This is a genomic window from Bradyrhizobium sp. Mp27, assembly GCF_029953005.1.
Lineage (GTDB): Bacteria > Pseudomonadota > Alphaproteobacteria > Rhizobiales > Xanthobacteraceae > Bradyrhizobium > Bradyrhizobium barranii.
This window is the reverse complement of sequence record NZ_JASAUS010000050.1, coordinates 32,060-57,099: the sequence shown is the minus strand read 5'-3', so window position 1 is coordinate 57,099 and position 25,040 is coordinate 32,060. Positions and strand designations below refer to the sequence as shown.

The following is a 25,040-nucleotide window of genomic DNA, read 5'->3' as shown; positions in this document are numbered from 1 at the left end:
GGTCGTCAGGCGGCGAAAAGCCGAAGGCAATCCTGTGCGCCTCGTCAGACAAGATGTGCGGCCGCATCAATCGGGCCCAAAAGCCGCACTCTCACGAATAGGACGGGCTAGATGCCAACGACTTTGCGGTGGTCGCTGCAACTGATTTTATCCGCGTGCGCGCTTGGAAGGAAAACCCGACAGTGAGATTTCTGGTTTTCCAACTGAGCACAATGGCCTCCGGCCCCTGCGTGGTTGTTCGCTGAGGTCTGATGTTGCGTGCTTGACCTCATGGACCCGGTCGGAGATCCAAGTCGATCACGTTCCGGGACTGATGTGCCCGCCTAGGGGAATAGAATGGATTGGCTTCAGTTTACTTCATCGATTGTGCAGTCAGTTGTTTCGCTAGCGTGGCCTGCAGCGTTCGTCGCGGCGGTTTGGCTTTTCCGAGAGAAGTTGACGGAGCTGCTGCCGCAGCTTCGTGCGAGATATAAGGATGTGGAAGTATCCTTCAGGCTTGATCAAGCGGAGAAAGAGGCGGCTCAACTACCGCCGCCTCCGCCTGGGGCGGAGCCAGCGAAGGCGTCTCCAGAAGAACTCAGCAAATTCGAGAAGCTCGTGGCCATCTCTCCGCGAGCTGCAATTCTAGACCTCCGCAGTTCCATCGAAGAATCCATCCGTTCACTCGCGGACGCGCGATGGCCAGGAAAGCCATACCGCGGAATGTGGACGATGATCCGCGAACTTAAGAATGTGGAAGCAATCGATTCCAATACTTTCGGGCTACTCGACGACTTGCGTATCATCGGCAATGCCGCTGCGCACCCGAGCACAACAACATCATTCTCTGCTGAAGATGCGCACCGATTTCGCAAACTGGCGGAGCAGATAATTCCGCGACTACACCTTGCTTTGATGATCAGCTAGGTCTCGCTCTGCAAATGCGGGCAGTAATGCCGGGGGCGGTGCCCATCTTGGCCGGTTCGAAGTTCGGCCGCACGTCGGCGCCGCGCTGCCGCACTTGGTGCAGACGAACTTCGGCTCGATATCGGACAGCCTGACGGCGTCGGCCCAGCTGTCGGCATTGGCCTCGGAGTGGCGACCGCAGCGGTAGTCCGCGCAATAGATCAGGACGCCGCGCACGCCCATCTCGCGCATTTCGCGGAAGGTGATCTTTTGCGGGTTGCCGGGCGTGAGATATCCTACCGCAGAATCGTCCCCAGCTTTTACCTCAGCGTGGTTATTGGCGGCACAAAGTGACACAACCAGAGACACAAACGCGCCACGCCGTTGATATCACTTGAAAATTTCGGCGGATCGTTCTCCCGCAAGGGGAGAAGGAAGAAAGAAGACCAGTGCTCGCCTATATCGCTCGCCGCATCGTCTATGTCATTCCGATCGTCATCAGCGTGGCGCTGGTGTGCTTTCTGCTCGTGCATATCACGCCGGGCGATCCGCTGGTTGCCGTGCTGCCGGCCGACGCCTCGCAGGAGCTCGCGGCGCAGCTCCGCGCCGCCTACGGCTTCGACCGCCCGCTGCCAGTGCAGTTCGGCCTGTGGCTGCTGCGCGCCCTTCACGGCGATCTCGGCAATTCCATCGCGACGGGGCGCCCGGTGCTCGCCGAGGTCATGCGCGCGGTCAGCAACACCGTCACGCTCGCGATTGCGGCCGCCATCATCGGCTTCACGATGGGCATCCTGCTCGGCCTGATCGCCGGCTATTTCCGCGAGACCTGGATCGACAAGGTCGCGACCTCCTTCGCCATCGCCGGCGTCTCCGTGCCGCATTACTGGCTCGGCATGGTGCTCGTCATCATCTTCTCGGTGCAGCTCAACTGGCTGCCCGCGGTCGGCGCCGGGCCGAACGGCTCCAACTCCTGGGCCTGGGACTGGGCGCATCTGAAATACCTGGTGCTGCCGGCGATCACGACCTCGGTGATTCCGATGGGCATCGTCACCCGCACCGTGCGCGCGCTCACCGGCGACATCCTCAGCCAGGACTTTGTCGAGGCGCTGCGCGCAAAGGGCCTGCACGAAACCGGCGTGTTCCGCCACGTCATCAAGAATGCCGCGCCGACCGCGCTCGCGGTGATGGGGCTTCAGCTCGGCTACATGCTCGGTGGCTCGATCCTGATCGAGACCGTGTTCTCCTGGCCAGGCTCGGGCTTCCTGCTCAACTCCGCGATCTTCCAGCGCGACCTGCCGCTGCTGCAGGGCACGATCCTGATCCTGGCGCTGTTCTTCGTCTTCCTCAATCTGCTGGTCGATATCGCGCAAGCCGCGATCGATCCGCGCATCAAGCGGGGCTAGGCGATGAGCGAGCTTCCGTTGTCCGCCACCGCCGATGCCGCGCTGCAGGCCGCGCCCGCCACCAAGGCGCGCGGCTATTGGGCGACCGTCGGCCGCCGCATCGCCCGCGACAAGGTCAGCATGGCCTGCGCGCTGGTGCTGCTGCTGATCTTCCTCTCCGCGGTGCTCGCGCCATGGCTTGGGCTTGAAGATCCCTACAAGGGCTCGATGATCCGCCGCCTCCGCCACATCGGCACAGCAGGCTATCCGCTCGGCACCGACGAGCTCGGCCGCGACATGCTAGCGCGGCTGATCTATGGCGGGCGGCTGTCGCTGGTCATCGGCATTTTGCCTGTTATCCTCGCGTTCTGCATCGGCACGTCGCTCGGCCTCGTCGCCGGCTATGTCGGCGGCAAGCTCAACACCGCGATCATGCGCACGATCGACGTGTTCTACGCCTTCCCCTCCGTGCTGCTCGCAATCGCGATCTCGGGCGCGCTCGGTGCCGGCATTCTCAACTCGATCGTGTCGCTGACCGTCGTGTTCGTGCCGCAGATCACCCGCGTCGCCGAGAGCGTCACCACCGGCGTGCGCAACATGGATTTCGTCGAGGCCGCGCGCGCGTCAGGCGCGGGGCCCTTCACCATCATGCGCGTGCATATCCTCGGCAACGTGCTCGGCGCGATCTTCGTCTATGCGACCAGTCTCATTTCGGTCTCGATGATTTTGGCCGCAGGTCTCTCCTTCCTCGGCCTCGGCACAAAACCGCCGGAGCCGGAATGGGGACTGATGCTCAACACGCTCCGCACCGCGATCTACGTCAATCCCTGGGTCGCGGCATTGCCGGGCGCGATGATCTTCGCGGTCTCGATCTGCTTCAACCTGCTCTCGGACGGCCTGCGCAGCGCCATGGACATCAGGAACTGAGATGATGATGCAAAAGCGCAATGGCGCGGCACGGAAGGTCGTCATGCCCGGGCTTGTCCCGGGCATCCACGTTCTTCATTCCGCGTGGCAAGGCGTGGATGGCCGGGACAAGCCCGGCCATGACGGCATGGAGGCTTTAGTACCAGCCATATGCGGCTGTCCTGCCCCGATGGGGAGAGGTGGGAGCCTGCGGCCATGAGCGAGATCAGCACATCCGTCGAAATGCTGGAGCCCGTCGAGGACGTTGGCGGCGTCGCGCAACCGCTGCTCCAGGTCAACGGCCTGACCAAGCATTTTCCGGTGCGTGGCGGGCTGTTCGCCGCGAAACGCACCGTGCGCGCGGTGGACAATGTCTCCTTCTCGGTCGCGAAGGGGGAGACGGTCGGCATCGTCGGCGAATCCGGTTGCGGCAAGTCCACCACCGCGCGGTTGCTGATGCATCTGATGCCGCGCGATACCGGCGACATCATCTATGACGGCATGACCGTCGGCCAGTCGCTGTCGTTGCGCGAGCTGCGCCGCGGCATGCAGATGGTGTTCCAGGACTCCTACGCCTCGCTCAATCCGCGCCTGACGATCGAGGAATCCATCGCCTTCGGCCCCAAGGTCCACGGCATGGCTGATGGCACGGCCCGTGCGCTCGCGCGCGAGTTGCTCGGCAAGGTGGGCTTGCGGCCGGAAAACTTCGCCAACCGCTATCCGCACGAGATCTCCGGCGGTCAGCGCCAGCGCGTCAACATCGCGCGTGCGCTGGCGCTGTCGCCGCGGCTGGTGATTTTGGACGAAGCCGTCTCGGCGCTCGACAAGTCCGTCGAGGCACAGGTGCTGAATCTGCTCGCCGATCTCAAACGCGAGTTCGGGTTGACCTATCTCTTCATCAGCCACGACCTCAACGTCGTGCGCTACATCTCGGACCGCGTGCTGGTGATGTATCTCGGCGAGGTCGTCGAGCTCGGCCCGGTCGACCAGGTCTGGGATAACCCTGCGCATCCCTATACGCGCGCACTGCTTGCCGCGATGCCGTCGTCGGATCCGGATCGCCGCACCGAAAAACCGCCGATCACCGGCGATCCGCCCAATCCGATCGATCCGCCCCCGGGGTGCCGCTTCCACACCCGCTGCGCGTTTGCGGAGCCGCTCTGCGCAAATGCAGCACCAAAGCTCACCGCGCTCGATAGAATGGGCCACGAGGCCGCGTGCTACATGGCGATTCCGGGTTCAGGCCATAGCCGCGCGCCCGCAGAGGAAACAGCATGACAAGACCGACACCCAAAGAGATCAAGCCGATCGCGCAGATCGCCGGCGTCCCTGTTGATGACGAGATCGCGACGCGCATCTCCAATTCGATCGGGCCGGCCTTCGAAGGCTTTGCGGCCATCGCCGGCACGCTGCCATTCGATCTCGAGCCCGCGCTCTATCCGATCGCGCAGACGCAGAAGGTGTCGAAATGAGCCGTGAGCCTGCATTGATGACGCTCACCGAGGTCGCGCGTGCGATCGCGATGAAGCAGGTGTCCTCGCATGAGGTGACGCGCGCGCTGCTGCACCGCATCGCGCAGTGGCAGCCGCATCTGAACGCCTTCATGTCGGTTGAAGCCGAGTCCGCGTTGAAGGCGGCCGATGCCGCCGATGCCGAGCTCGCCAAGGGCAATGTCCGCGGTCCGCTGCATGGCGTGCCGCTCGCGCACAAGGACATGTATTACGACGCAGGCCACGTCTCGACCTGCGGCTCGCTGATCCGCCGCGATTTCGTACCGACAGTCACGTCGACTGCCTTGCAGCGGCTGAAGGATGCCGGGCAGGTCCGCCTCGGCACGCTGCATCTGGCCGAATTCGCCCATGGACCGACGGGGCACAACGCCCATTACGGCCCTGTGCGCAATCCCTGGAACGTCGCGCACATCACCGGCGGCTCGTCCTCCGGCTCCGGCTCGTCGGTCGCGGCGCGCCTGACGTTCGCGGCGCTCGGCTCGGACACCGGTGGTTCGATCCGCATGCCCGCGCATTTCTGCGGCGTCACCGGGCTGAAGACCACCGTCGGCCGCGTCAGCCGCGCCGGCGCGATGCCGCTGTCGCAATCGCTCGACACGGTCGGTCCGCTCGCCCGCACCGCCGAGGATTGCGCGCTGCTGCTGGCGCTGATGGCCGGTCCCGATCCCGCGGATTCGACCTGCAGCCACGAGCCGCTGTCCGACTATGTCGGCGCCACCAAGGGGTCGCTCAAGGGCTTGAAAATCGGCGTGCCCGCGTCCTTCTATGTCGATGATCTCGACGGCGAGGTCGCGCGCGTGCTGGACGAGACCATCGCGGTGCTCGAGCGCGAGGGCGCCGACATCGTCACGGTCGAGTTGCCGGACCAGCGGCAATTGTCTGCGGCAAGCCAGCTCGTGCTCGCGGCCGAAGCGGCCGCCTTCCACAAGCGCTGGATGATCGAGCGTCCGCAGGACTATGGCCCGCAGGTGCTGATGCGGCTTCAGAACGGTCTCGCCGTTCCCGCCATCACTTATCTGGAGGCGATGCGCTGGCGCGGTCCGGCGCTCGCCGCTCACAATGCGGCCACCGCTGGTGTCGATGCGGTCATCGCGCCGGCATCGCCCGTGCCGGCGCCAACGATCGAGGAGAGCGACGTCGGTGGCGGCCCGAACGCGCCGGCGATGGTGCAGCGGCTGACGCTGTTCACCCGCCCGGTGAATTTTCTCGGCCTGCCGTCGCTCACCATTCCCTCCGGCTTCGCCAAAAGCGGCCTGCCGGTTGGCATGCAGCTGATCGGCCGCTCCTTCGATGAAGCGACCTTGCTCACCATCGGCGCCGCCTTCCAGCGCGTCACCGACTATCACGATAGGTTGCCGAAACTGCCGTCATGACAAAGCTCGTCGAGATCTCAGGCCTCAACATCCGCTTCACCGGGGAGCGCACGGTCTATGCCGTGAACGATCTCAGTCTCTCGCTCGGTGACGGCGAGGTGCTGGGCCTGCTCGGCGAGTCCGGTTCCGGCAAGAGCGTGACCCTGCGTGCGCTGATGCGGCTCCTGCCGAAGAAGCGCACGCAGATCACGGGCAAGGTCAACGTCATGGGCCGCGACGTGCTCGCCATGAACGACGAGGAGCTGTCGTCGTTCCGTGGCCAGACCGTGTCGATGATCTTCCAGGAGCCCGCGCTCGCGCTCGATCCGGTCTACACCATCGGCGCGCAGATCGCCGAAAGCGTCGTGCGCCACGAAGGCAAGAGCTTTGCGGAAGGGCGGGCGAGGGCGCTCGAAATGCTCGAGGTCGTGCGAATTCCCTCCGCAAAGCGCAGACTCGATGCCTATCCGCACGAGATGTCCGGCGGCATGCGCCAGCGCGCGATGATTGCGCTTGCGCTCGCCTGCCGTCCGAAGATCTTGCTGGCGGATGAGCCGACCACCGCGCTCGATGCCACCGTGCAGATCCAGATTCTGCTGCTGCTGCGCGAGCTTCAGCGCGAGTTCGGCATGTCCGTCATCTTCGTCACCCACGACATCGGTGTTGCGATCGAGATCTGCGACCGGGTCGCGGTGATGTATGCCGGCCAGATCGTGGAGCAGGGCACGCTCCGCGACATCGTCCGCACGCCGGTGCACCCCTACGCCAAGGGCCTGCTCGCCTCCACCATCCACGGCGCCAAGCGCGGCGCCCGGCTGGAGACCATCCCCGGCACCCCGCCATCGCTGGCCGAAAAGCCGAACAACTGCTCCTTCGCCCCCCGTTGCACGGTCGCCCAGCCGCGGTGTCTGGAGCAATTGCCTGCGAATGTCGAGGTCGGACCGGGTAGGGCGGCGAGATGCGTGCTGGCCGAGCCGGTGGTGGCGACGTAACCGGCGGGCTCCCTCGCTCCGCTCTTGCGGGGAGAGGGCCGGGGTGAGGGGCCTCTCTCCGCGGATGAGATTGTCGAGGGACCTGCACCCCCTCACCCGGATCGCAAGGGCGATCCGATCTCTCCCCGCAGGCGGGGAGAGGTGAAGAGCCCCGCGCACGTCTTCAGAATCCCTCTACGACAACACCGACTTGTCACAGTTCACCTCGCACCGCCAGCCAACTGCACCCCTACTGTGCATGGGGTTGTTTTCGACATTTTTGTTTCCGCAGCCGCAACCGGGTCGCGGGGAACAGCATTCAGACCCCGTTCATCCCGGTTCCCGTTCCATGCCGGGCATTCCTAGGAGAGGGACCTCACTTATGTACATTTCGAACGAAGGCCTGCTCGTCATCCTGTTTGTCGGCCTGATCGCCGGCTGGCTGGCCGGAAAGATCGTGCGGGGCGCCGGGTTCGGCATCATTGGCGACATCGTGATCGGCATCGCCGGCGCGTTTGTCGCAAGCTTCCTGTTCCCGAAGCTCGGCATCCATCTCGGCACCGGGCTCGTGTCCGAGATCATCTAATCCGCCATCGGCGCCATCATCCTGCTCCTGGTGGTGCGGCTGGTGCGCGGCGGCGGCCGGCTCTAGCGTCACATTGGCTCGGTGAGCCGACACTTTTCGCCTCTCCCCCGCTGGGGAGAGACCGCGATGTCTGCTATAAAAAGCCGCAAAGACTGTGAAATACCGGACTTGCGTGCGAGGCCGTCAGGGGTAGAGGTGGCCTATCAGGGACCTGGATTAATTCGACCGCGTTCGTCGCGGGGGAATACGATGTTAATCCGGGTCGCGTACCCCTGAACGACCTAGGAAATCAGGGGCGTTGCCCCTTACCCGAAAGAGATCAGACTGATGGCAGCCGTACCCGGCGTCCGCCGTTCAGAGCTCGGTGACGCCCTGCGTGCTTGTCGCACGGCGTTCGTCGGCGTCGGCTTGATGAGCTGCATGATCAACCTGCTCTATCTGACCGGGTCGATCTTCATGCTGGAGGTCTACGACCGGGTTCTGCCGAGCCGGAGCGTTCCGACTCTCGTCGGCCTGATCATCATCGCCAGCTTCCTCTATATGGCGCAGGGCATGCTCGACATGATCCGGAACCGGATCCTGGGGCGGATCGGTACGGCGCTCGATGAAGCCCTCAACAAGCGCGTGTTCGACACCGTCGTGCGTCTGCCGCTCCTGGTCGGCAGCCGCAACGAGGGCCTGCAGCCACTGCGCGACCTCGACAATGTCCGCTCCTTCCTCGGCGGCATGGGCCCGAGCGCGTTCTTCGACCTGCCCTGGCTGCCGCTCTATCTCGCCATCTGCTTCGCCTTCCACGTTATGATCGGCCTCACCGCTTTGGTCGGCGCCATCATCCTGGTCGGGCTGACGCTGGTCACCGAGTTCCTGTCCCGCCAGCCGGCGAAGGACGCGATGGGCCTCGCCGCCCAGCGCAACGATCTCGCCGCCTCCAGCCGGCGCAACGCCGAAGTCATGGTCTCGATGGGCATGACCGGCCGGATGAACCAGCGCTGGAGCGAGGCCAACGAAAAATACCTCGACGGCAATCAGCGTGCGAGCGACGTCGCCGGCGGTCTCGGTGCGGTCGCAAAAGTGCTGCGCATGATGCTGCAATCGGCCGTGCTCGCGGTCGGCGCCTATCTCGTCATCCACCAGGAAGCGACCGCCGGCATCATCATCGCCGGCTCGATCCTCTCCGCCCGCGCCCTCGCGCCGGTCGATCTCGCCATCGCGCACTGGAAATCCTTTGTCGCGGCACGTCAGAGCTGGCAGCGCCTCACGCGCCTGCTGGAGCAGATGCCGCCGCAGACGATGCCGACCCAGTTGCAGGCGCCCACCAGTCGTCTGTCGGTCGAGGGCATCGCCATGGTGCCGCCGGGCGATCAGCGCCTCATCGTGCAGGACGTCAGCTTCGCGCTCACCGCCGGCAATGGCCTCGGCGTGATCGGGCCGAGCGGCTCCGGCAAATCGTCGCTGATCCGCGCGCTGGTCGGCGTCTGGCATCCGGTCCGGGGCAAGGTGAGGCTCGACGGCGCTGCGCTCGACCAGTGGGCCTCCGACATGCTCGGCCGCCACATCGGCTATCTGCCGCAGGACGTCGAATTGTTCGGCGGCACCATCGCGCAGAACATCAGCCGTTTCGATCCCGAGGCCACCTCTGACGGCATCATTTCCGCCGCGAAAGAAGCCGGCGTGCACGAGATGATCATCAAGATGCGCGAGGGCTACAACACCCAGGTCGGCGAGCAGGGCACCGCGCTCTCCGCGGGCCAGGCGCAGCGTGTGGCGCTGGCGCGTGCGCTCTACGGCAGCCCGTTCCTGATCGTGCTCGACGAGCCCAATTCCAATCTCGACACCGAAGGCGACGAGGCGCTGACCCGTGCGATCCGCAGCGCGCGCGAGCGCGGCGCCATCGTCATCGTGGTGGCGCATCGCCCGATCGGCGTCGAGGCGGTCGACCAGATCCTGGTGCTGCGCGACGGCCGTATGCAGGCGTTCGGGCCGAAGGAGCAGGTGCTTGCCCAGGTGCTTCAGCCGCGCGTGACGCCGCCGGCACCGATCAAGATCGTCAGCGAAGGCGGAGTGCCCAAGTCATGAGCACGATGGCTATCGGCGGCGGAAAGCCCGCCGCGAAGAGGACCGTGCGGGATTCCATCAGGTTTCACCTGATGCTCGGGCTGGCCATCGTGGCGGCCCTCGTCGTCGGCCTCGGCGGCTGGGCCTCGACGGTGCAGATCTCGGGGGCCCTGATCGCACCGGGCCAGGTCGTGGTCGAATCCAACGTCAAGAAGGTGCAGCATCCGACCGGCGGCGTGGTCGGCGAGCTGCGCGCCCGCGACGGCGACGTGGTCAAGGCCGGCGATATCGTGGTGCGGCTCGACGACACCGTCACCAAGGCGAACCTCGCCATCGTCACCAAGAATCTCGACGCCGCGCTGGCGCGCGCGTCGCGGCTCCAGGCCGAGCAGCGCGCGCTCGACAAGATCGAGTTTCCCCAACCGCTGCTCGATCGCACCAACGAGTCCGACGTCAAGACGCTGCTCTCTGCCGAAACCAAGCTGTTCGACGTCCGCGTCAACGGCCGCGCCGGCCAGAAGGCGCAGCTCCGCGAGCGCATCCAGCAGCTCAACGAGGAGATCGAGGGCCTCTCCGCGCAGGAGAAGGCCAAGGACAGGGAAATCGCCCTGGTGCAGCAGGAGCTCACCGGCGTGCGCGATCTCTACGAGAAGCACCTGGTGCAGATCTCGCGCCTGACCACGCTCGAGCGCGACAGCGCCCGCCTCAACGGCGAGCGTGCGCAATACATCGCATCGCGCGCGCAGGCCAAGGGCAAGATCACCGAGACCGAGCTTCAGATCATCCAGGTCGACAAGGACATGGTGAGCGAGGTCTCCAAGGACCTGCGCGAGACCAACGACAAGATCGGCGAAATGATCGAGCGCAAGGTCGCCGCCGAAGACCAGCTCCGCCGCGTCGATATCCGTGCGCCGCAGGACGGCATGGTGCTGCAATCGACGGTGCATACCGTCGGCGGCGTCGTCACCGCCGGCGATGCGCTCATGCTGATCGTGCCGCAGGCGGACGATCTGCAGGTCGAGGCCAAGGTCAATCCTGTCGACATCGACAAGCTCCAGATCGGCCAGAAGACGCTGTTGCGCCTGTCCGCGTTCAACCAGCGCACCACGCCCGAGCTCAACGGCGTCGTCAGCCGCGTTTCACCCGACGTCACTACCGACCAGCGCACCGGCCAGAGCTACTATACCATCCGCGTGTCGATGTCCCCGGAAGAGGTCGCCAAGCTCGGCGACTCCAAGCTGATCCCCGGCATGCCGGCGGAAGCCTTCGTCCAGACCGGCGACCGCACCATGCTGTCCTATCTGATGAAGCCGCTGCACGACCAGCTGATGCGGGCCTTCCGCGAGAAGTGACGCGCGAAAGCGCGTCATCCCGGAGCGCGCCGCATACTCACTGTCATCGCCCGGCTTGACCGGGCGATCCAGTATTCCAGAGGTGGCTGTGTTTGAACCGGGACGCCGCGGCGTACTGGATGCCCCGGTCCCGGCTCCGCCAAGGCTACGCCGAGGCCCACACGAGCGCTCGGCACGCCGAAGCTTCAGCGAAGGCGGCAAGCCGGGGCATGACGGCGGAGCGTGTGGTCCGCAAGCCGCCCTTCGCTGACGATTGCCATCGTTCTTTGCTATAGTTCGACTCAAGCCCAGCAACCCGGCGGTCGAACAATGCAGTCCCCACCCTCCATCGCCACCAAATCCTTCACCGACGCCGCCCTCGCCGTCGCCCGCCTCGAGGAAATCTACGAGCGAAATACGAAATTCCTGCGCGACCGGTTCGAGGCCTACGTCAACGGCGAGGCGATCACGACGCGGGTGCGGGCCTATTATCCCTTCGTCCGCGTCACCACCGCGACGTATGCGCGGCTGGACTCGCGACTTGCCTACGGCTTCGTCGCCGGGCCCGGCGTGCACGAGACCAGCGTCACGCGGCCGGATCTGTTCCGCGCCTATCTCACCGAGCAGATCGGGCTGTTGATCCAGAACCACGGCGTTCCCGTCGAGATCGGCGAATCCGCCGAGCCGATCCCGATCCACTTCGCCTATCGCCGCGACATCAACATCGAAGCCGCCATCACCACCAGCGAGAAGTCCCTTGTGACGCGATCGCTGCGCGATGCGTTCGACGTGCCCGACCTCGCCACCATGGACGATTCGATCGCCGACGGCACGTTCGAGCTTCAGCCGGGCGCGCCCGAGCCGCTGTCATTGTTTCGCGCTGCCCGTGTCGATTATTCGCTGCGGCGGCTCTATCACTACACCGGCACCGATCCTGAGCATTTCCAGAATTTCGTGATCTTCACCAACTACCAGTTCTACGTCGATGCCTTCGCGCAGCTCTCCCAGCAGCGGCTGCAGTCCGGCGAAGCCGGCCTCGAAGCCTTCGTCGCGCCCGGCAATGTGATCACGGGCAGCGGCGGCGCAACCAGCGGGGTGGCGCCTGCCCGCGCGCCGCAGATGCCGGCTTTCCATCTGGTCGCGCCTGGCTATCGCGGCATCACCCTGATCAACATCGGCACCGGCCCGTCGAACGCGCGCAACGTCACCGACCACGTCGCAGTGCTGCGCCCGCATGCCTGGCTGATGCTCGGCCATTGCGCAGGCCTGCGCAACACGCAGCGGCTCGGCGACTACGTGCTCGCCCACGGCTATGTGCGCGAGGACCACGTGCTCGACCGCGAGCTGCCGCTCTGGGTGCCGATCCCGGCACTGGCCGAGATGCAGGTCGCGCTCGAACAGGCGGTCGAGGACGTCACCGGCCTCGAAGGTTTCGAGCTGAAGCGCCTGATGCGCACGGGCACCGTCGCGAGCGTCGACAACCGCAACTGGGAGATCTCGGGGCCCGAGGTGATCCGCCGCATGTCGCAGTCGCGCGCGGTCGCGCTCGACATGGAATCGGCCGCGATCGCCGCCAACGGCTACCGCTTCCGCGTCCCCTACGGCACGCTGCTGTGCGTCTCCGACAAGCCGCTGCATGGCGAGATCAAGCTCGCAGGCATGGCCAGCGAATTCTACCGCCGCCGCGTCGGCCAGCATCTCGAGATCGGCCTGAAGGCGCTGGAGCGGCTCAAGCAGCAGGAATCGGAGCGACTGCATTCGCGAAAGCTGCGAAGCTTCGCCGAGGTCGCGTTCCAGTAAAGGACAACGGGACTGTCGTACGAACACTAACGTCTCTGTGAGCGTAGCGTCCCGGAATATCGCTGCCGATGCAGGGTTATCACGTCGTCCGGGGCCGCTTGAACAGGACAGGAGGCAGACATGATCACAGCGATGATCAGGCTCGTCACGCTCGGTACATTTGCGGCAGTGCTGTTGAGCTCGCCGGCCTTTGCCGCCGGCGGAGGTGGTGGCGGCGGCGGGGGCGGCATCAGCTCCACTGATCCCTATGCCGGAGCCTATGCGGATCAGAGGGCGCAGCCGCAGCCAGTCTACCCGAAGCGCTGGGGCACCAAGGCAACACACAAAGGCAGGAAGCCGAACAACCAGTCCAGTATCGGCGATCCTGCCTTCGCGGCCGGCTACCGCGTGGCTTATGACACCATCTACGAGCGCAACGACTATGCGACCGCGATCGAGCAATTGAAATCGCTCGGCCATGACGACCATCCGAACGTCGCCAACCTCATCGGCTATTCCTACCGCAAGCTCGGCGACTACGAGCAGTCGCAGGTCTGGTACGAGCGCGCGTTGAAGGCAGATCCGAACCACGTATTGACGTGGCAGTATTACGGATTGTGGCAGCTCGAGCGGGGTAACCGCGAGCAGGCGCTCTATCATCTCAGCCGGATCGCTGCCATCTGCGGGACGGATTGTGAGGAGTATCGATCGCTGGCCGCGGCACTCGACAAGCCGACCGGCACGGCGCTCACCTATTGAGTTGGAGCCGGGCCGACCGACGGAAGCTCGCTGTTGATGAACATCGCATGACAGCGATGCCTCCTGGCGCGGATGGTGACAAAGCGCCAGATTTTCAGCATTGTCCCGTTCGGGGGCGCGAACGGGACAATTGGATGCCGCTGTCGCGCGACAGGATCATCGGCCACGACCTCGAACGGTTGGCCTTTCGCTTCACGATGATGCGTGACGATGAGGTCGTGCATTGCCAGATCAGCGATGCCGCGATGGACGAGCTCGCGGGCATGCAGGGCACCGAGAGCAGCGCGCGCCAGGCGCAGTTCCTATCCCTGCGTGAGACCATCGAGCGGCTCGCGTCGGATATCTATGACGAGGCGCCGCGGGTCCAGGGATATGTGGTGCGGATCTTCATGCGGCATCTGGCAAGATAGCAGGGCATGCGCGCAACTCGCCATGGCTGCGAAAGGATTCATTAAGGGCAGCCTGTAGTTGCAATGGATGGCGGCGACCCGGCGTGAGATGATCTCTCGCGGTAACCCACACCAAAACTCTCACATGACCAGAAGATCAGTCCTGCTGCTCGTCGTCGTCGCCCTGCTGGCGGGAAACCTGGCCTATGCGAACCTCGTCGGGCCGAGCGCGTTTGCACGCGATTTCGATCAGAACATCGCGCGCTTCCCTTTGGCCGCGTCGATTGCCCGCAGCGATCCCGCGCTCAGGGCGGTCTTCCTTCGGGAGACCGAAGAGGCCTTCAACGAGGGCGGATGGCCCGCCGCCAATGGTGCACTCAACATGATCCTGGCGAGCGAGATGGAAGTCTATGCCGACGACGAGCACATCAATGCCCTGGACCGGGCGGAGCTGGCGACCCTCCTGAAGCTCGCGAATAACCCGTTGGCTTGCAAGTCCTATCTGCTGGCCGGTTCCCAGCGCGGTGAGTTTACGGACGCAGCGCAAGAGGTTGCGGATCTTGGTGCGGCACATGGGGCGGCGATCGCAAACGGCTTCGAACGCAGGATGAAGGGTGTTGCCCGGACGCAGACGAGCGACGCTGAAATCGCCGCGGTCGAAACGCAATTGCGTCTGGGGCCATTCGCGGAGCTCACCCGGCAGGAGCTTGGCGCCCAGTCGAGATACCTCGGCGGCAACGCTGCTCTGATGTGCAGCGCGGCGACCAAGAAGCAGCTCAATCTGCTTTCAATGGACAGTGCCGACTCGGCCTCCGCCTCGCGCAAGCGGAGAGCCGGGAACTACTATATCGATATCGTAGAGGTTCGCGCGAAGCTCTGCCGCGAGCCCGGCAACGGCTTGTCCTGCTCTTAGGCCGGCGCGGCGCCGGGCCAAGGGCCGCGTCACGGCTTGGCGCTTTCGGCGAAATGCTTGCGAAAGAACGCAACGACATCTGCGTGAAGCCGTCGGTGGAAATCGACGCGATCGAAATCCGGCGCATCGGTGCAGACGGCGGGGGCCTCCCGGGCGTCCTTTGGGGTGCAGGTCGCGAGGAAGGAAAAATGCCGGGCATTGTCCACGAAATGGTAGTCCGGCTTGATCGGAAGCCTTTGATTGATCGCTGCCGCACAGCATCCGGAGAGACCATCGGCATTCTGCGCGGGGTCAGAACTCCACAATTGAACCGGCACTGTTATCGCTTTCAGATTCTCCTCCGGGAAGACGAACACCGGATAGGGATCGATGATGACCGCGGCCTTGACGCGCTTATCATGGGTCGTCGGCTGATCAGGAAGCTCGCCGCTTTCGAGTTGCTTGCACGCCTTCAGGCTGGACGTCTCGCAATTCGGCAATCCCTTGCGCAGATCGGGATTGCCGCCGATGACGACGAGGCCGGTGTAACCGCCAAACGAAAACCCGTAGAACCCGATGCGCTGAGGATCGATGCGGGATGCGTCCGGCCACCCCTCCAGCATGTAGTCGATGAGCCGGCTCATGTCCGTGGGGCGCTCGACGAGAACCGAAAGACTGTCGGTGCGGCTGGTGTCGCGCATGGTGTCGCCGGGATGATTGAGCGCCGCCACGACGAACCCGGCATCGGCCAAAGCCGCGGCGGTGTCATGGTGACCGCCGAACCATCCTCGGCGGCCGTGCGACATCACGATGAGTGGAAGCTTTTCTCCGGTGACCGGACATGCGGGCACGGCGAAGAAGGTGGCGCCACGCGCATCCATCTCGCGAGGTGGCTCTGCACACGGAGTCCAGACCAGCAATCGGATTGCCGGTCCCGCCGGACCGGCAGGGATGTCGAAGTTTCTGACCCCGGCGGCTTGCGCCGTCGTTATCCCAAGGACGAGCAGGGTCGCGAAGACGAACGCTGGAAGTCGCATCATTGCTCCTATCGCGCCTGGGCGGTGACGCGCTCGCTCATGCGCCTGCACGACGGTCGGTCCGGCAAGAGATCGGGAGCGCGGGCGGTTCCCATGTGAGGGCGTTCACCCCTCCAGCTTCCGCAGCAACAGCTTCAGCGCCGCGGCAGCAAACATTTGCATGTTCGCGAACCGGTCGTTGTTGCCCATCTCCAGCGTGATCACCTCCGCCGCGGGGCCGGCGACGGCCATGCAACTGTGCCCGGCGGCGTCGCCGTAGCGGTTGCCGGTGGGGCCGGCGGCGCCGGTTTCGGACAGGCTCCAGTCGCAGCCGAAGCGGCTGCGCATCTGTTCGGCCAGCAGCTTTGCATAAGGCTCCGACGAGGAGCGAAAGCCCTTCATTCCTTCGTCCGAAATATCCATCAGCACGCGCCTGGCATCGCGGGTGTAGACCACCGCGCCGCCGAGGAAATAGGCGGAGGCGCCGGGTACCGCGAGCAGGCTGGCCGAGATCAGGCCGCCGGTCGAGGATTCAGCCACTGCAATGGTCTGTTTGCGCGCGATTAATCGGGCCGCGACCTGTTCCGCAATGCCGACGAGCTCTTTCATCCCTTTAACCTCTCAGTCCTCGCAACGGAGCTGTGCCTTCCTAGCATATGACAGCGGCTTTGGCCGAGTTGCGGGCGACGGGCAGGCCTGCTTGAATGGTGGAAGACAAAGCGTGACGAGGAAACGTGAAGGAGACGTGATGGCGTCCCTGATCGCCGGCGGGGTGGATTGCGACGTGCATCCGGCCGTGCCGCATCTGACCAGCCTGCTGCCGTATCTCAACGACTATTGGCGCGATCAGGTGACGACGCGCGGCATGGTCGACCTTGTCTCGCAATCCTATCCGCAGAACTCGCCGATCGTGGCGCGTCCCGATTGGCGGCCGGAAACCGGCAAGCCCGGCGCAAGCCTGGAGGACATGCAGCGCCATCTGCTCGATCCCTTGCAGCTCACGCACGCCATCTGCAATCCACTCTACGGCGTGCAGATGGTGTTTTCGGAAGATTTGCAGGCCGCCTTCTGCCGCGCGTTGAACGAGTGGCTGGTGAAGGAATGGCTCGATCGCGATTCACGGCTGCGTGGTTCGATCGTGATCCCCACGCAAAGTGTCGAGAAAGCCGTCGCCGAGATCGAGCGCTGCGCGCAGGACCGCCGCTTCGTACAGGTACTGATGTTGGTCATGGGCGACACGCCGCTCGGCAAGCGCGCGCTGTGGCCGATCTACGAGGCAGCGGAACGGCTCCAGCTGCCCGTCGGAATTCACGCCGGTTCCGCCTATCACAATCCGCCGACTGCCGTGGGCTGGGGTTCCTATCACATCGAGGATTATGTCGGTCAGGCCCAGGCGTTCCAGACTCAGCTCACAAGTCTGATCGTCGAGGGCGTGTTCGCCAAATATCCGCGGCTGAAAATGGTCATGCTCGAATCCGGCGTCTCCTGGATCTCCCCTTTTCTCTGGCGCCTGCACAAGTTCTGGCGCGGGGTGCGAATGGAGACGCCATGGGTCGATCGCGCGCCGCTCGACATTGTGCGCAGCAACATCCGGTTCTCTTTACAGCCATTTGATGCGCCGCCGGAACCTGAGACATTAATTCGCCTGTTTGATCATATGCAGTCCGACCAATTGGTTCTATTCTCCACGGACTATCCGCACTGGCAATTCGACGGCCAGGACGCGCTGCCCGAGGGCCTCACCCCCGATCTCGTGCGCAAGATCATGATCGAAAATCCGCATGCGACCTATCCCCGCCTGACTTAGCCCGCTGCCAAAGGAGGCAAGGCGATGAATGTCCAATTCCGCGAGAGCACCGAAGCCGCTTCCCCACTGACCGTCAAAACCGCAATCGCGGACTGCGACATCCATCCGGCACGCGCCACCCGCACCGAGCTTTATCCTTATCTGGCCAAGCGCTGGCAGCATCATCTCGAAGTCTACGGCGTCCATGCCTATCAGGGCATGATGGAAGGCCCGCCCTATCCGAAGGCCCAGCCCAACGCATCGCGCCGCGACGCCTATCCACCGGAAGGCGGGCCGCAGGGCTCTTCGTTGTCCTTCATGCAGAAGCAGCTGCTCGATCCCAACAACGTGGAACTCGGCGTGCTCAATCCGCTCAACACCGGGCAGGGCATCCGCAATCACGAGCTCTCGGCGGCGCTATGCTCGGCGATCAACGACTGGCAGATCGACAAATGGACCAGCAAGGACAAGCGCCTGAAGGCGTCCATTGTCGTCGGCAATGAGGATGGCCTGTCGGCCGCCGCCGAAATCCGCGAGCGCGCCGGCGACAAGAATTTCGTGCAGGTCCTCCTGCTCAGCCGCAACGTCGAGCCGCTCGGCCAGCGCCGTTACTGGCCGATCTATCAGGCCGCGGAAGAGGCGGGGCTTCCCGTCGGCGTGCACGCCTTCGGCTTCGGCGGCAATCCGATCACGCCGTCCGGCTGGCCTTCCTATTACATCGAGGAGATGGTGGGCCACTCGCAGTGCCAGCAATCGGCGTTGGCGAGCCTTGTCTTGGAAGGCGTGTTCGAGCGCTTTCCGAAGCTGAAGATGGTGATGATCGAGGCCGGCTTCGGCTGGGCCCCGTCGCTCGCCTGGCGGCTCGACAAGGTCTGGCACCGGCTGCGCAGCGAAGTGCCGCATGTGAAGCGGCCGCCGTCGGAATATATCCGCGAGCAGGTGTGGTGGACCACGCAGCCGATGGAGGACCCGGAGCGGCGCGAGGATCTGTTCGACGTCATCAAATGGATCGGCTGGGACCGATTGCTGTTCGCGACCGACTATCCGCATTGGGACTATGACGAGCCGTCGCGCGTGCTGCCGGCGGGCGTCAGCGACGCCAACCGCGAAGCGTTCTATCTCGGCAATGCGCGCAAGCTCTATGGGATAGCCGCATGATCCGGAAAAGTGTGAAACGGTTTTCCGATCAGATCATGCGGAAGACATAAGCATGGCGCGGCACGTGATTGCGGCGGTGGATGAGCTTCCGCCGGGCACGCGAAAATTTCTGGAGATCGACGGACGGCCGATCGCGGTCTTCAACATCAAGGGCGAGTATTTCGGCCTGATGAACCGCTGCCCGCATCAGGGCGCGGCGCTGTGCGAGGGTCCGCTGATCGGGCTCGCGCAATCAAAGGATCCCGGCGAGATCGAATACACCAAGCTCGGCGAGATCATCCGCTGCCCCTGGCACGGTTGGGAGTTCGACATCCGCACCGGCCAGTCCTATTGCGACCCCCGCCGCTTCCGCGTGAAGGCCTATCCGGCGCATGTCGAGCCGGGTGCGAGTGTGGTGAAGGGCCCGTATGTCGCCGAGACCATCCCGGTGAAGGTCGAGAGCGACTACGTGGTGGTGGAGCTGTAGCTCCGCCGGAAGTCTGCTCCCTCGCCCCGTTCTTACGGGGAGAGGGTTGGGGTGAGGGGCCTCTCTCCACACGTGAGATGACCGCTAGACCTGTACCCCCTCACCTGGAATTCAAGCTGCGCTTGACTTCCGACCTCTCCCCGCAGGCGGGGAGAGGTGAAGAACGAGAGCGCCCCGGAATGACAATCAATGCCCCGCGACCGGCTCCACCACCGGATCATAAGTCGGCACCGCCTTGCCGCCGCCGCGATACACGACCAGCGCGGCGATGATGCCGAGCGCTGCCGCGAACATCAGCCAAAGACCGGGTGCGGCCTTGTTGCCGGTGTAGTCGATCAGCAAGGTCGAGGCGAACGGCGTGAACGTGCCGAACAGCGCGGCGGCGAGCGCGAAGGCGAGCGAGAAGCAGGTGGTCCGCACATGCGCGGGCACGATCTCGACCAGCGCACCGAGCATGGTGCCGCTGTACATGCCGAAATAGAACGAGAACATCATCTCGACGGCGAGCAGCTTGCCGAAGGTCGGCGCGGCCACCAGCCAGGACAGCGCCGGATAGGCGGTGAGGAGCGCAAGGCCAGCGATAGCAAGCAGTACCGGCTTGCGGCCGATGCGGTCGGACAGCGCGCCGCCGACCGGATTCCAGAAGAAGTTGGTGACGGCGACGAGCAGCGTCACGAGCAGCGCGTCCTGCGTCGAGAGCTTCAGCACCGTCTTGCCGAAGGTCGGCGTGTACACGGTGACGAAGTAGAACGTCGTCGTTGTCAGGACCGCGATCATCATGCCGAGGATCACGATGCGCCAATTGGCGAACGCGGAGGCGAACACCTCGCTCGCGGTCGGATGCTTCTTCATGGCGAGGAAGGCCGGTGTCTCCTCGAGCGTCCGCCGCAGGAAGAAGATCAGGGGAATGATCAGGCAGCCGACGAAGAAGGGAATGCGCCAGCCCCAGGCGGCAACGGTGTCGGCCGGCATCACCTCGGACAGGATGAAGCCGAGGATCGAGGCCACGAAGATCGCGACCTGCTGACTCGACGACTGGAACGAGGTGTAGAAGCCGCGATTGCCGGGCGTGGAGATTTCCGCGAGATAGACCGAGACGCCGCCGAGTTCGACTCCGGCGGAGAAGCCCTGCAGCAGGCGGCCGATCAGCACGATGACGGGCGCGGCGATACCGATGGTCGCATAGCTCGGGCAGAACGCGATCACGACGGTGCCGATGGCCATGATGCCGAGCGTGACGATCAGGCCCTGGCGGCGGCCGATGCGGTCGATGTAGGCGCCGAGCACGATCGCACCGACGGGGCGCATCAGGGCGCCGAGCCAGAACACGCCGAAAGTGTTGAGCAGCGACGCCGTCTCGTTGGTGGAGGGGAAGAACGCCTTGCCGATCGCGGCGGCATAGAAGCCGAACAGGAAGAAATCGAACTGTTCGAGAAAATTGCCGGAGGTGGCGCGCAGGATTGCGCCGATGCGCGACTTGATCTCGGGCGGATTGGTTGCTGGTCCAGCCATGACGTTACTCCCCTGGAAGGCGGCCGGACCGGAACTCATTTCACGGAAAGGCAGCAGATTGCCTGCTGCGACAATCTGTCCTACCCCTCTCGCGCGGGGCGTTGCGAGTCAATCGATTTCACCGCGGAAGCTGATGATTTTTCAGACTTTATTCTGCGTTGCGGCGATCATCCACTCGCGGAACGCCGCCAGCTTCGGCGCCTCGCGGCGGCCCTCCGGCGCGACCAGGTAGAAACCGGCATCGGCCGGCAGCGCGATCTTGAAGGGCACCACGAGCCGGCCCTTGGCGATGTCGTCCTGGACGTAGGAGGTTCGCCCCATCGCCACGCCGATGCCGTCGATTGCGGCCTGGATGGTCATGAAGATCATGTCGAAAGTGATGCCGGGCTGCCTGGCGATATCGCCCGGAAGGCCGGCCGCCGTCAGCCACAGCCGCCAGTCATCGCTGTTGGCATTGGAGGTGTGCAGCAGCGGATAGCCCTTGAGATCCTCGGGCTGGCGCAGCGGCTTGTCGCCGCGCAGCAGCGACGGACTGCACACCGGAAACAGCTCGTCCGCCATCAGCCAGTCGGCGCGCAGGCCCGGCCATTGACCGCGGCCATAGCGAATCGCGGCATCGACATTGTCGCGCTGGAAATCGACGAGGCTGGTCGAGGTGGTGATGCGGACGTCGATGCCGGGGTGCTGCTCCTGGAAATCGGTCAGCCGCGGCAGCAGCCATTTCGCGGCGAGCGATGCCAGCGTCGAGACGGTCAGCACCTTGTCGTCGTCCTTGCGCAGCAGCCGGTCGGTGGCGAGGCGGAGGTCGTTGAAGGCGGCGCGGACGCCCGGCAAATAGTCGCGCGCTTCCGGCGTCAGCGCCAGCGCGCGGTTCTGCCGGACGAACAGGCGGATGCCGAGTTCCTCCTCGAGCCGCCGGATCTGATGGCTGATCGCGGTCTGGGTCACGTTCAGCTCGGACGCGGCCAGCGTGAAGCTGAGATGGCGCGCGGCGGCCTCAAAGGCCCGCAATCCGTTCAGGGAGGGCAATCTGGCAGTCATCTGGCAGCAGGAAGCATGACGTTATTTCATGCGAAGGGGTACAAATTGTCGTTTGTCGCAGCGCGGTAGCAAGCAGATATTAGCGGTCAAGTTAGCTCAAGGAGCTGAAAATGTCTACTTTGACCCACAATTCGATGACAAATCATCATGTACCCGGCCTCATCCAGCAGATCGGCGAGACGCTGCACGTCTGGCACGAGCGCTACCGGACCCGCCGCGAACTGACCCACTGGACGGCCCGCGATCTCCACGACGTCGGCCTGTCCTGGACCGACATCGCCTACGAGGCTGACAAACCCTTCTGGCGGGCCTGATTGGCCGCCAAGCCGGCGCCGCCTGATCACAGGGGCGCCGGCGGTCCCTCTTTCCGCAGGGCTCGTGTCATGAGCACTCTTCGCCTGGAAGATCTGAAGCAATATTCGGACGTGCTGCGCACCCGGCAGGGCGAGGCGCTCAACGTTCGCTTCGTCGAGCCGCGCGACACCGAGGAGCTTCAGCACTATTTCCGCTCGCTCTCGACCCGCTCCCGCTACAACCGCTTCTTCGGTGCGATCAGCGAATTGCTGAAGGGCCTGCTGAGCGAGTTCCTCGATGTCGGCGCGCGCGAGCGCTTCACCGTTGTCGCGACCAAGATGGTCGACGGCTTCGAGACCATCGTCGCCGAAGCGCGCTACGCCTTCCATGCCGAGACCTCGACACTCGAGTTCGGCCTGTCGGTCGACGATCGCTGGCAGGGCCACGGCATCGCCACCGCGCTGATGAAGAATCTCGAATGCCGCGCGGCAGCCCTTGGTGCCGAGCACATGTTCGGCGACACGCTGCGCTCCAACGAGACCATGATCTCGGTCGCCCGCAAATCCGGTTTCGCTTTCGTCAATCATCCCGACGACTGGAAGCTGGTGCGCTTCGACAAGGAGATCGCCGTCGCACCGAAAGATATTCCCTGCGCGAGCTGGCGCCTCGCCGCCCTTTCCCGTCAGGCCGACAGCCCCTCAGCCTCGGCCTGACACCACTGCGAGCCCGGCCTGGTCATCCAGAGCCGGGCTTTTTTTTGCCTTCGCTTACGCGCCGTCATTGGTGAAGTCGGTCGAGGTCGCGACCGATCGCCATCCCGCCAGCTCCCGTGCAACGAAGAGGTTCTTCGCCTCGATCCGCTCTACCGTGTCGCTGCCGAGCGGCAGGCGCAGCGGCGGGTTCTTGGCATCGACCAGCGTCAGGAAGGCCTGCGCCAGCTTGCGCGGATCGCCGCGCTGGCCGTGGTTGAATTCGGCGGCGTGAGCGCGGGTTTTGCCGACGCTCTCGTGATAGTCGTCGATCACCTGCGCGGTGCGGGACAGCGAGGTGTCGTCGAGGAAGTCGGTGCGGAAGAAGCCCGGCTCGACCACGGTGACCTTGATGCCGAGTGGCGCGACTTCGCCGGCCAGCGCTTCGCTGATTCCCTCGACCGCGAATTTGGTCGCGCCATAGACGCCCCAGCCGGGATAACCGGTGTAGCCGCCGACCGACGAGATGTTGATGACGTGGCCGGAACGCTGGCGGCGCATATGCGGCAGCACCGCGCGGGTGACGCCGAGCAGGCCGAACACATTCGTGCCGAACAGCTCTTGCGTCTCCGCGCCGCTGGCCTCCTCGATCGCGCCGAGCAGGCCGTAGCCGGCATTGTTGACCAGGATGTCGATGCGGCCGAAGCGCTTCACAGCCTGGCCCGCCGCCTCATGCGCCTCGGCCTCGCCGGTGACGTCGAGCCGGGTCGCGAGCAGGCGCTCGTGGTTGCCGAGGCGCGCGGTGACAGTGGACGGATCGCGCGCGGTCGCGACCACCGCATCGCCGGCCTTCAAGGCGGCTTCGGCGATCAAAGCGCCAAATCCGCGGGATGCTCCTGTGATGAACCAGACACGCATGATGTTGCCCTTTCCATTTTGGCCCGGCGATGTGCCGAGCCGATCGGCAAGGTGTAGCGGCTCGCCATAGCTGAGATAATCCGCTATATCTTTCGCAGGCTGCTGAGAAAAATTCACTAATGCGGATCGACCCGTCCGACCTCGCGACCTTCCTCGCCATCGCCCGCCACCGCAGTTTTCGGGCGGCGGCGACCGAGCTTGGCGTCACGCCATCGGCGCTGTCCCACGCTTTGCGCAATGTCGAAGAGCGGCTCGGCCTGCGCCTCGTCAACCGCACCACCCGCAGCGTCGCGCTCACCGAGGCCGGCGAGCGTCTGTTTGCCCGCATCACGCCGGCCTTTCGCGACATCGACGACGCGCTCGAGGACCTCAACAATTTCCGCGGCAAGCCCGCCGGCACGCTGCGCTTCACCGCCGCGCGCCAGTCCGCGCAGTTGGTGCTGCTGCCGATCGTGACGCGCTTCCTGAAATCGTTCCCCGATGTCGGCGTCGAGATCGTCATCAACGACGCCCTGATCGACATGGTTGCGGCCGGCTTCGATGCCGGCGTCCGCTTCGGCGAGACCATTGCCGCCGACATGATCGCGGTGCCGATCGGCCCGCGGCACCGCTTTGCCGTGGTCGGCACGCCGGCGTTCTTCAAGACGCACAAGCCTCCAGCCACGCCGCGCGACCTGAAAGGCCTGCCCTGCATCCGCTATCGCTTCACCTCAGGCGCGCTCTATCATTGGGAGTTCGAGCGTGGGGGCATCGAGCTCGCGATCGATGTCGCGGGACCGCTGACGATGAACGACCAGGATCTGATGGTCGATGCCGCGCTGGATGGCGCTGGGCTTGCCTTTGTGTTCGAAGCGCAGGTCGAAGCGCTGCTCGCCAAGCGCAAGCTGGTTCGTGTGCTCGCTGATTGGTGCCCGGCCTATCCCGGTTTCTTCCTGTACTATCCAAGCCGCCGCCAATTGCCGGCCGCGCTCCGGGCGTTCGTGGATTTTGCTCGGGCGCCAGCCAAGCAATGAGCTGCGTAGCCCGGATGGAGCGAAGCGCAATCCGGGATTCGTGCCACGAGCGCCAGCGGCCCCGGATTACGCTTCGCTCCATCCGGGCTACGGACCAATTGCGGGGACGGAGGAGCGAACCTTACTCCTCCGCAATCCAGATACCCCGGTCGCTCAAAGCGGTCAGTATGGCCTCGATGTCTTCCGGTTCCAGCCTGGTGGACGGCATCAGTTCGTTCAGTTGATCGAACGTGACATGCCCAGTCTTCTCCGCCAGGAATACGGCTTTCCGCACAACCTCAGACCAATCCATTTCAGCCCTCCTGAAAATGGGGTACCTACTCTATGGAATGATCTGATGGTCTTGGCT

General features: G+C 64.5%; 25 protein-coding genes and 1 pseudogene. 20 read left to right on the top strand and 6 right to left on the bottom strand.

Translation table 11 applies throughout. The annotated features are described in order from the left end of the window. Window positions 1–336 precede the first annotated feature (336 nt). From QJT78_RS24375 to QJT78_RS24305, 14 genes and pseudogenes are all read left to right on the top strand, one after another. Window positions 337–906, top strand: a complete 570-nt coding sequence (locus QJT78_RS24375) for a DUF4145 domain-containing protein (RefSeq protein WP_038953200.1) — start codon at window positions 337–339, stop codon at window positions 904–906. A gap of 428 nt (window positions 907–1,334) precedes the next feature. After that, window positions 1,335–2,288 (top strand): ABC transporter permease, encoded by a 954-nt coding sequence (locus tag QJT78_RS24365; RefSeq protein ID WP_014498430.1) that lies wholly within the window; start codon window positions 1,335–1,337, stop codon window positions 2,286–2,288. A gap of 3 nt (window positions 2,289–2,291) precedes the next feature. Next, the gene (locus QJT78_RS24360) at window positions 2,292–3,194 is read left to right on the top strand and encodes an ABC transporter permease (RefSeq protein ID WP_014498429.1); all 903 of its coding nucleotides are present in this window, start codon (window positions 2,292–2,294) and stop codon (window positions 3,192–3,194) included. 195 nt (window positions 3,195–3,389) lie between these two features. Then, entirely contained in the window at window positions 3,390–4,451 is a 1,062-nt protein-coding gene (locus QJT78_RS24355; protein WP_028148655.1) for an oligopeptide/dipeptide ABC transporter ATP-binding protein, read from the top strand. Next, entirely contained in the window at window positions 4,448–4,645 is a 198-nt protein-coding gene (locus tag QJT78_RS24350; protein ID WP_018321359.1) for a hypothetical protein, read from the top strand. Before QJT78_RS24355 ends, QJT78_RS24350 begins: the two co-directional genes overlap by 4 nt. Beyond that, window positions 4,642–6,057, top strand: a complete 1,416-nt coding sequence (locus QJT78_RS24345) for an Asp-tRNA(Asn)/Glu-tRNA(Gln) amidotransferase GatCAB subunit A (RefSeq protein WP_028148654.1) — start codon at window positions 4,642–4,644, stop codon at window positions 6,055–6,057. Before QJT78_RS24350 ends, QJT78_RS24345 begins: the two co-directional genes overlap by 4 nt. Next, the gene (locus QJT78_RS24340; RefSeq protein ID WP_028148653.1) at window positions 6,054–7,028 is read left to right on the top strand and encodes an ABC transporter ATP-binding protein; all 975 of its coding nucleotides are present in this window, start codon (window positions 6,054–6,056) and stop codon (window positions 7,026–7,028) included. Before QJT78_RS24345 ends, QJT78_RS24340 begins: the two co-directional genes overlap by 4 nt. A 361-nt stretch (window positions 7,029–7,389) precedes the next feature. Next, window positions 7,390–7,659: pseudogene (locus QJT78_RS24335) on the top strand (GlsB/YeaQ/YmgE family stress response membrane protein). A 261-nt stretch (window positions 7,660–7,920) separates the two neighbouring features. Next, on the top strand, window positions 7,921–9,669 hold the full coding sequence (locus QJT78_RS24330) for a type I secretion system permease/ATPase (protein ID WP_028148652.1): 1,749 nt from the start codon (window positions 7,921–7,923) through the stop codon (window positions 9,667–9,669). Then, the gene (locus QJT78_RS24325; protein ID WP_028148651.1) at window positions 9,666–11,000 is read left to right on the top strand and encodes an HlyD family type I secretion periplasmic adaptor subunit; all 1,335 of its coding nucleotides are present in this window, start codon (window positions 9,666–9,668) and stop codon (window positions 10,998–11,000) included. The genes QJT78_RS24330 and QJT78_RS24325 overlap by 4 nt, the downstream gene beginning before the upstream one ends. 309 nt (window positions 11,001–11,309) lie before the next feature. Further along, window positions 11,310–12,779, top strand: a complete 1,470-nt coding sequence (locus tag QJT78_RS24320) for an AMP nucleosidase (RefSeq protein ID WP_028149269.1) — start codon at window positions 11,310–11,312, stop codon at window positions 12,777–12,779. 120 nt (window positions 12,780–12,899) lie between these two features. Then, entirely contained in the window at window positions 12,900–13,517 is a 618-nt protein-coding gene (locus QJT78_RS24315; protein WP_028149268.1) for a tetratricopeptide repeat protein, read from the top strand. 134 nt (window positions 13,518–13,651) lie between these two features. Further along, window positions 13,652–13,927, top strand: a complete 276-nt coding sequence (locus tag QJT78_RS24310) for a DUF1488 family protein (RefSeq protein WP_028149267.1) — start codon at window positions 13,652–13,654, stop codon at window positions 13,925–13,927. Between the two features lie 67 nt (window positions 13,928–13,994). After that, on the top strand, window positions 13,995–14,819 hold the full coding sequence (locus tag QJT78_RS24305; RefSeq protein WP_155257789.1) for a hypothetical protein: 825 nt from the start codon (window positions 13,995–13,997) through the stop codon (window positions 14,817–14,819). A 29-nt stretch (window positions 14,820–14,848) separates the two neighbouring features. On the opposite strand, the gene QJT78_RS24300 is transcribed toward QJT78_RS24305, so the two are convergent. Next, on the bottom strand, window positions 14,849–15,835 hold the full coding sequence (locus QJT78_RS24300) for a dienelactone hydrolase (protein ID WP_028149265.1): 987 nt from the start codon (window positions 15,833–15,835) through the stop codon (window positions 14,849–14,851). A 105-nt stretch (window positions 15,836–15,940) separates the two neighbouring features. Further along, complete coding sequence (locus tag QJT78_RS24295) at window positions 15,941–16,423, bottom strand: CinA family protein (RefSeq protein ID WP_028149264.1); 483 nt, start codon at window positions 16,421–16,423, stop codon at window positions 15,941–15,943. 139 nt (window positions 16,424–16,562) lie between these two features. On the opposite strand from QJT78_RS24295, the gene QJT78_RS24290 reads away from it, so the two are divergent. From QJT78_RS24290 to QJT78_RS24280, 3 genes are read left to right on the top strand one after another with little or no spacing between them, the layout of a single operon-like run. Then, window positions 16,563–17,621, top strand: coding sequence for an amidohydrolase family protein (locus tag QJT78_RS24290; protein WP_028149263.1), 1,059 nt, complete (start codon window positions 16,563–16,565; stop codon window positions 17,619–17,621). Window positions 17,622–17,645: 24 nt separating this feature from the next. Further along, window positions 17,646–18,758: an amidohydrolase family protein gene (locus QJT78_RS24285; protein WP_028149262.1), complete on the top strand. Its 1,113-nt coding sequence runs from the start codon at window positions 17,646–17,648 to the stop codon at window positions 18,756–18,758. 52 nt (window positions 18,759–18,810) lie between these two features. Further along, on the top strand, window positions 18,811–19,224 hold the full coding sequence (locus QJT78_RS24280) for a Rieske (2Fe-2S) protein (protein WP_028149261.1): 414 nt from the start codon (window positions 18,811–18,813) through the stop codon (window positions 19,222–19,224). 186 nt (window positions 19,225–19,410) lie between these two features. Here the strand turns inward: QJT78_RS24280 and QJT78_RS24275 are convergent, their stop codons facing one another. Then, window positions 19,411–20,736 carry an MFS transporter gene (locus QJT78_RS24275; protein WP_028149260.1) on the bottom strand — a complete coding sequence of 442 codons (1,326 nt, stop codon included), beginning with the start codon at window positions 20,734–20,736 and terminating at the stop codon, window positions 19,411–19,413. A 141-nt stretch (window positions 20,737–20,877) separates the two neighbouring features. Next, the gene (locus QJT78_RS24270; protein ID WP_028149259.1) at window positions 20,878–21,777 is read right to left on the bottom strand and encodes a transcriptional regulator GcvA; all 900 of its coding nucleotides are present in this window, start codon (window positions 21,775–21,777) and stop codon (window positions 20,878–20,880) included. Window positions 21,778–21,887: 110 nt separating this feature from the next. Here QJT78_RS24270 and QJT78_RS24265 point away from each other — a divergent pair, with 110 nt between their 5' ends. Next, window positions 21,888–22,091, top strand: coding sequence for a DUF1127 domain-containing protein (locus QJT78_RS24265; protein ID WP_028149258.1), 204 nt, complete (start codon window positions 21,888–21,890; stop codon window positions 22,089–22,091). Window positions 22,092–22,160: 69 nt separating this feature from the next. Beyond that, entirely contained in the window at window positions 22,161–22,784 is a 624-nt protein-coding gene (locus tag QJT78_RS24260) for a GNAT family N-acetyltransferase (RefSeq protein ID WP_281460338.1), read from the top strand. A gap of 54 nt (window positions 22,785–22,838) precedes the next feature. On the opposite strand, the gene QJT78_RS24255 is transcribed toward QJT78_RS24260, so the two are convergent. Continuing rightward, a complete protein-coding gene (locus QJT78_RS24255) occupies window positions 22,839–23,678 on the bottom strand; it encodes an oxidoreductase (RefSeq protein WP_028149256.1) in 840 nt (279 codons plus the stop codon). A gap of 119 nt (window positions 23,679–23,797) precedes the next feature. On the opposite strand from QJT78_RS24255, the gene QJT78_RS24250 reads away from it, so the two are divergent. Next, entirely contained in the window at window positions 23,798–24,691 is an 894-nt protein-coding gene (locus QJT78_RS24250; protein ID WP_028149255.1) for a LysR family transcriptional regulator, read from the top strand. Window positions 24,692–24,812: 121 nt separating this feature from the next. Here the strand turns inward: QJT78_RS24250 and QJT78_RS24245 are convergent, their stop codons facing one another. After that, window positions 24,813–24,983: an RNA polymerase sigma factor region1.1 domain-containing protein gene (locus tag QJT78_RS24245; protein ID WP_049807731.1), complete on the bottom strand. Its 171-nt coding sequence runs from the start codon at window positions 24,981–24,983 to the stop codon at window positions 24,813–24,815. Between the last annotated feature and the right edge of the window lie 57 nt (window positions 24,984–25,040).

Excerpts from the sequence above, each read along its gene's own strand:
- QJT78_RS24285 (WP_028149262.1), top strand. The coding sequence starts at position 17,646 with ATGAATGTCCAATTCCGCGAGAGCACCGAAGCCGCTTCCCCACTGACC.
- QJT78_RS24350 (WP_018321359.1), top strand. The coding sequence starts at position 4,448 with ATGACAAGACCGACACCCAAAGAGATCAAGCCGATCGCGCAGATCGCC.
- QJT78_RS24345 (WP_028148654.1), top strand. The coding sequence starts at position 4,642 with ATGAGCCGTGAGCCTGCATTGATGACGCTCACCGAGGTCGCGCGTGCG.
- QJT78_RS24310 (WP_028149267.1), top strand. The coding sequence starts at position 13,652 with ATGCCGCTGTCGCGCGACAGGATCATCGGCCACGACCTCGAACGGTTG.
- QJT78_RS24245 (WP_049807731.1), bottom strand. The coding sequence starts at position 24,983 with ATGGATTGGTCTGAGGTTGTGCGGAAAGCCGTATTCCTGGCGGAGAAG.
- QJT78_RS24355 (WP_028148655.1), top strand. The coding sequence starts at position 3,390 with ATGAGCGAGATCAGCACATCCGTCGAAATGCTGGAGCCCGTCGAGGAC.
- QJT78_RS24250 (WP_028149255.1), top strand. The coding sequence starts at position 23,798 with ATGCGGATCGACCCGTCCGACCTCGCGACCTTCCTCGCCATCGCCCGC.
- QJT78_RS24295 (WP_028149264.1), bottom strand. The coding sequence starts at position 16,423 with ATGAAAGAGCTCGTCGGCATTGCGGAACAGGTCGCGGCCCGATTAATC.
- QJT78_RS24330 (WP_028148652.1), top strand. The coding sequence starts at position 7,921 with ATGGCAGCCGTACCCGGCGTCCGCCGTTCAGAGCTCGGTGACGCCCTG.
- QJT78_RS24290 (WP_028149263.1), top strand. The coding sequence starts at position 16,563 with ATGGCGTCCCTGATCGCCGGCGGGGTGGATTGCGACGTGCATCCGGCC.
- QJT78_RS24275 (WP_028149260.1), bottom strand. The coding sequence starts at position 20,736 with ATGGCTGGACCAGCAACCAATCCGCCCGAGATCAAGTCGCGCATCGGC.
- QJT78_RS24265 (WP_028149258.1), top strand. The coding sequence starts at position 21,888 with ATGTCTACTTTGACCCACAATTCGATGACAAATCATCATGTACCCGGC.
- QJT78_RS24305 (WP_155257789.1), top strand. The coding sequence starts at position 13,995 with ATGGCGGCGACCCGGCGTGAGATGATCTCTCGCGGTAACCCACACCAA.
- QJT78_RS24280 (WP_028149261.1), top strand. The coding sequence starts at position 18,811 with ATGGCGCGGCACGTGATTGCGGCGGTGGATGAGCTTCCGCCGGGCACG.
- QJT78_RS24340 (WP_028148653.1), top strand. The coding sequence starts at position 6,054 with ATGACAAAGCTCGTCGAGATCTCAGGCCTCAACATCCGCTTCACCGGG.
- QJT78_RS24300 (WP_028149265.1), bottom strand. The coding sequence starts at position 15,835 with ATGCGACTTCCAGCGTTCGTCTTCGCGACCCTGCTCGTCCTTGGGATA.
- QJT78_RS24320 (WP_028149269.1), top strand. The coding sequence starts at position 11,310 with ATGCAGTCCCCACCCTCCATCGCCACCAAATCCTTCACCGACGCCGCC.
- QJT78_RS24255 (WP_028149256.1), bottom strand. The coding sequence starts at position 23,678 with ATGCGTGTCTGGTTCATCACAGGAGCATCCCGCGGATTTGGCGCTTTG.
- QJT78_RS24375 (WP_038953200.1), top strand. The coding sequence starts at position 337 with ATGGATTGGCTTCAGTTTACTTCATCGATTGTGCAGTCAGTTGTTTCG.
- QJT78_RS24270 (WP_028149259.1), bottom strand. The coding sequence starts at position 21,777 with ATGACTGCCAGATTGCCCTCCCTGAACGGATTGCGGGCCTTTGAGGCC.
- QJT78_RS24260 (WP_281460338.1), top strand. The coding sequence starts at position 22,161 with ATGAGCACTCTTCGCCTGGAAGATCTGAAGCAATATTCGGACGTGCTG.
- QJT78_RS24315 (WP_028149268.1), top strand. The coding sequence starts at position 12,900 with ATGATCACAGCGATGATCAGGCTCGTCACGCTCGGTACATTTGCGGCA.
- QJT78_RS24360 (WP_014498429.1), top strand. The coding sequence starts at position 2,292 with ATGAGCGAGCTTCCGTTGTCCGCCACCGCCGATGCCGCGCTGCAGGCC.
- QJT78_RS24325 (WP_028148651.1), top strand. The coding sequence starts at position 9,666 with ATGAGCACGATGGCTATCGGCGGCGGAAAGCCCGCCGCGAAGAGGACC.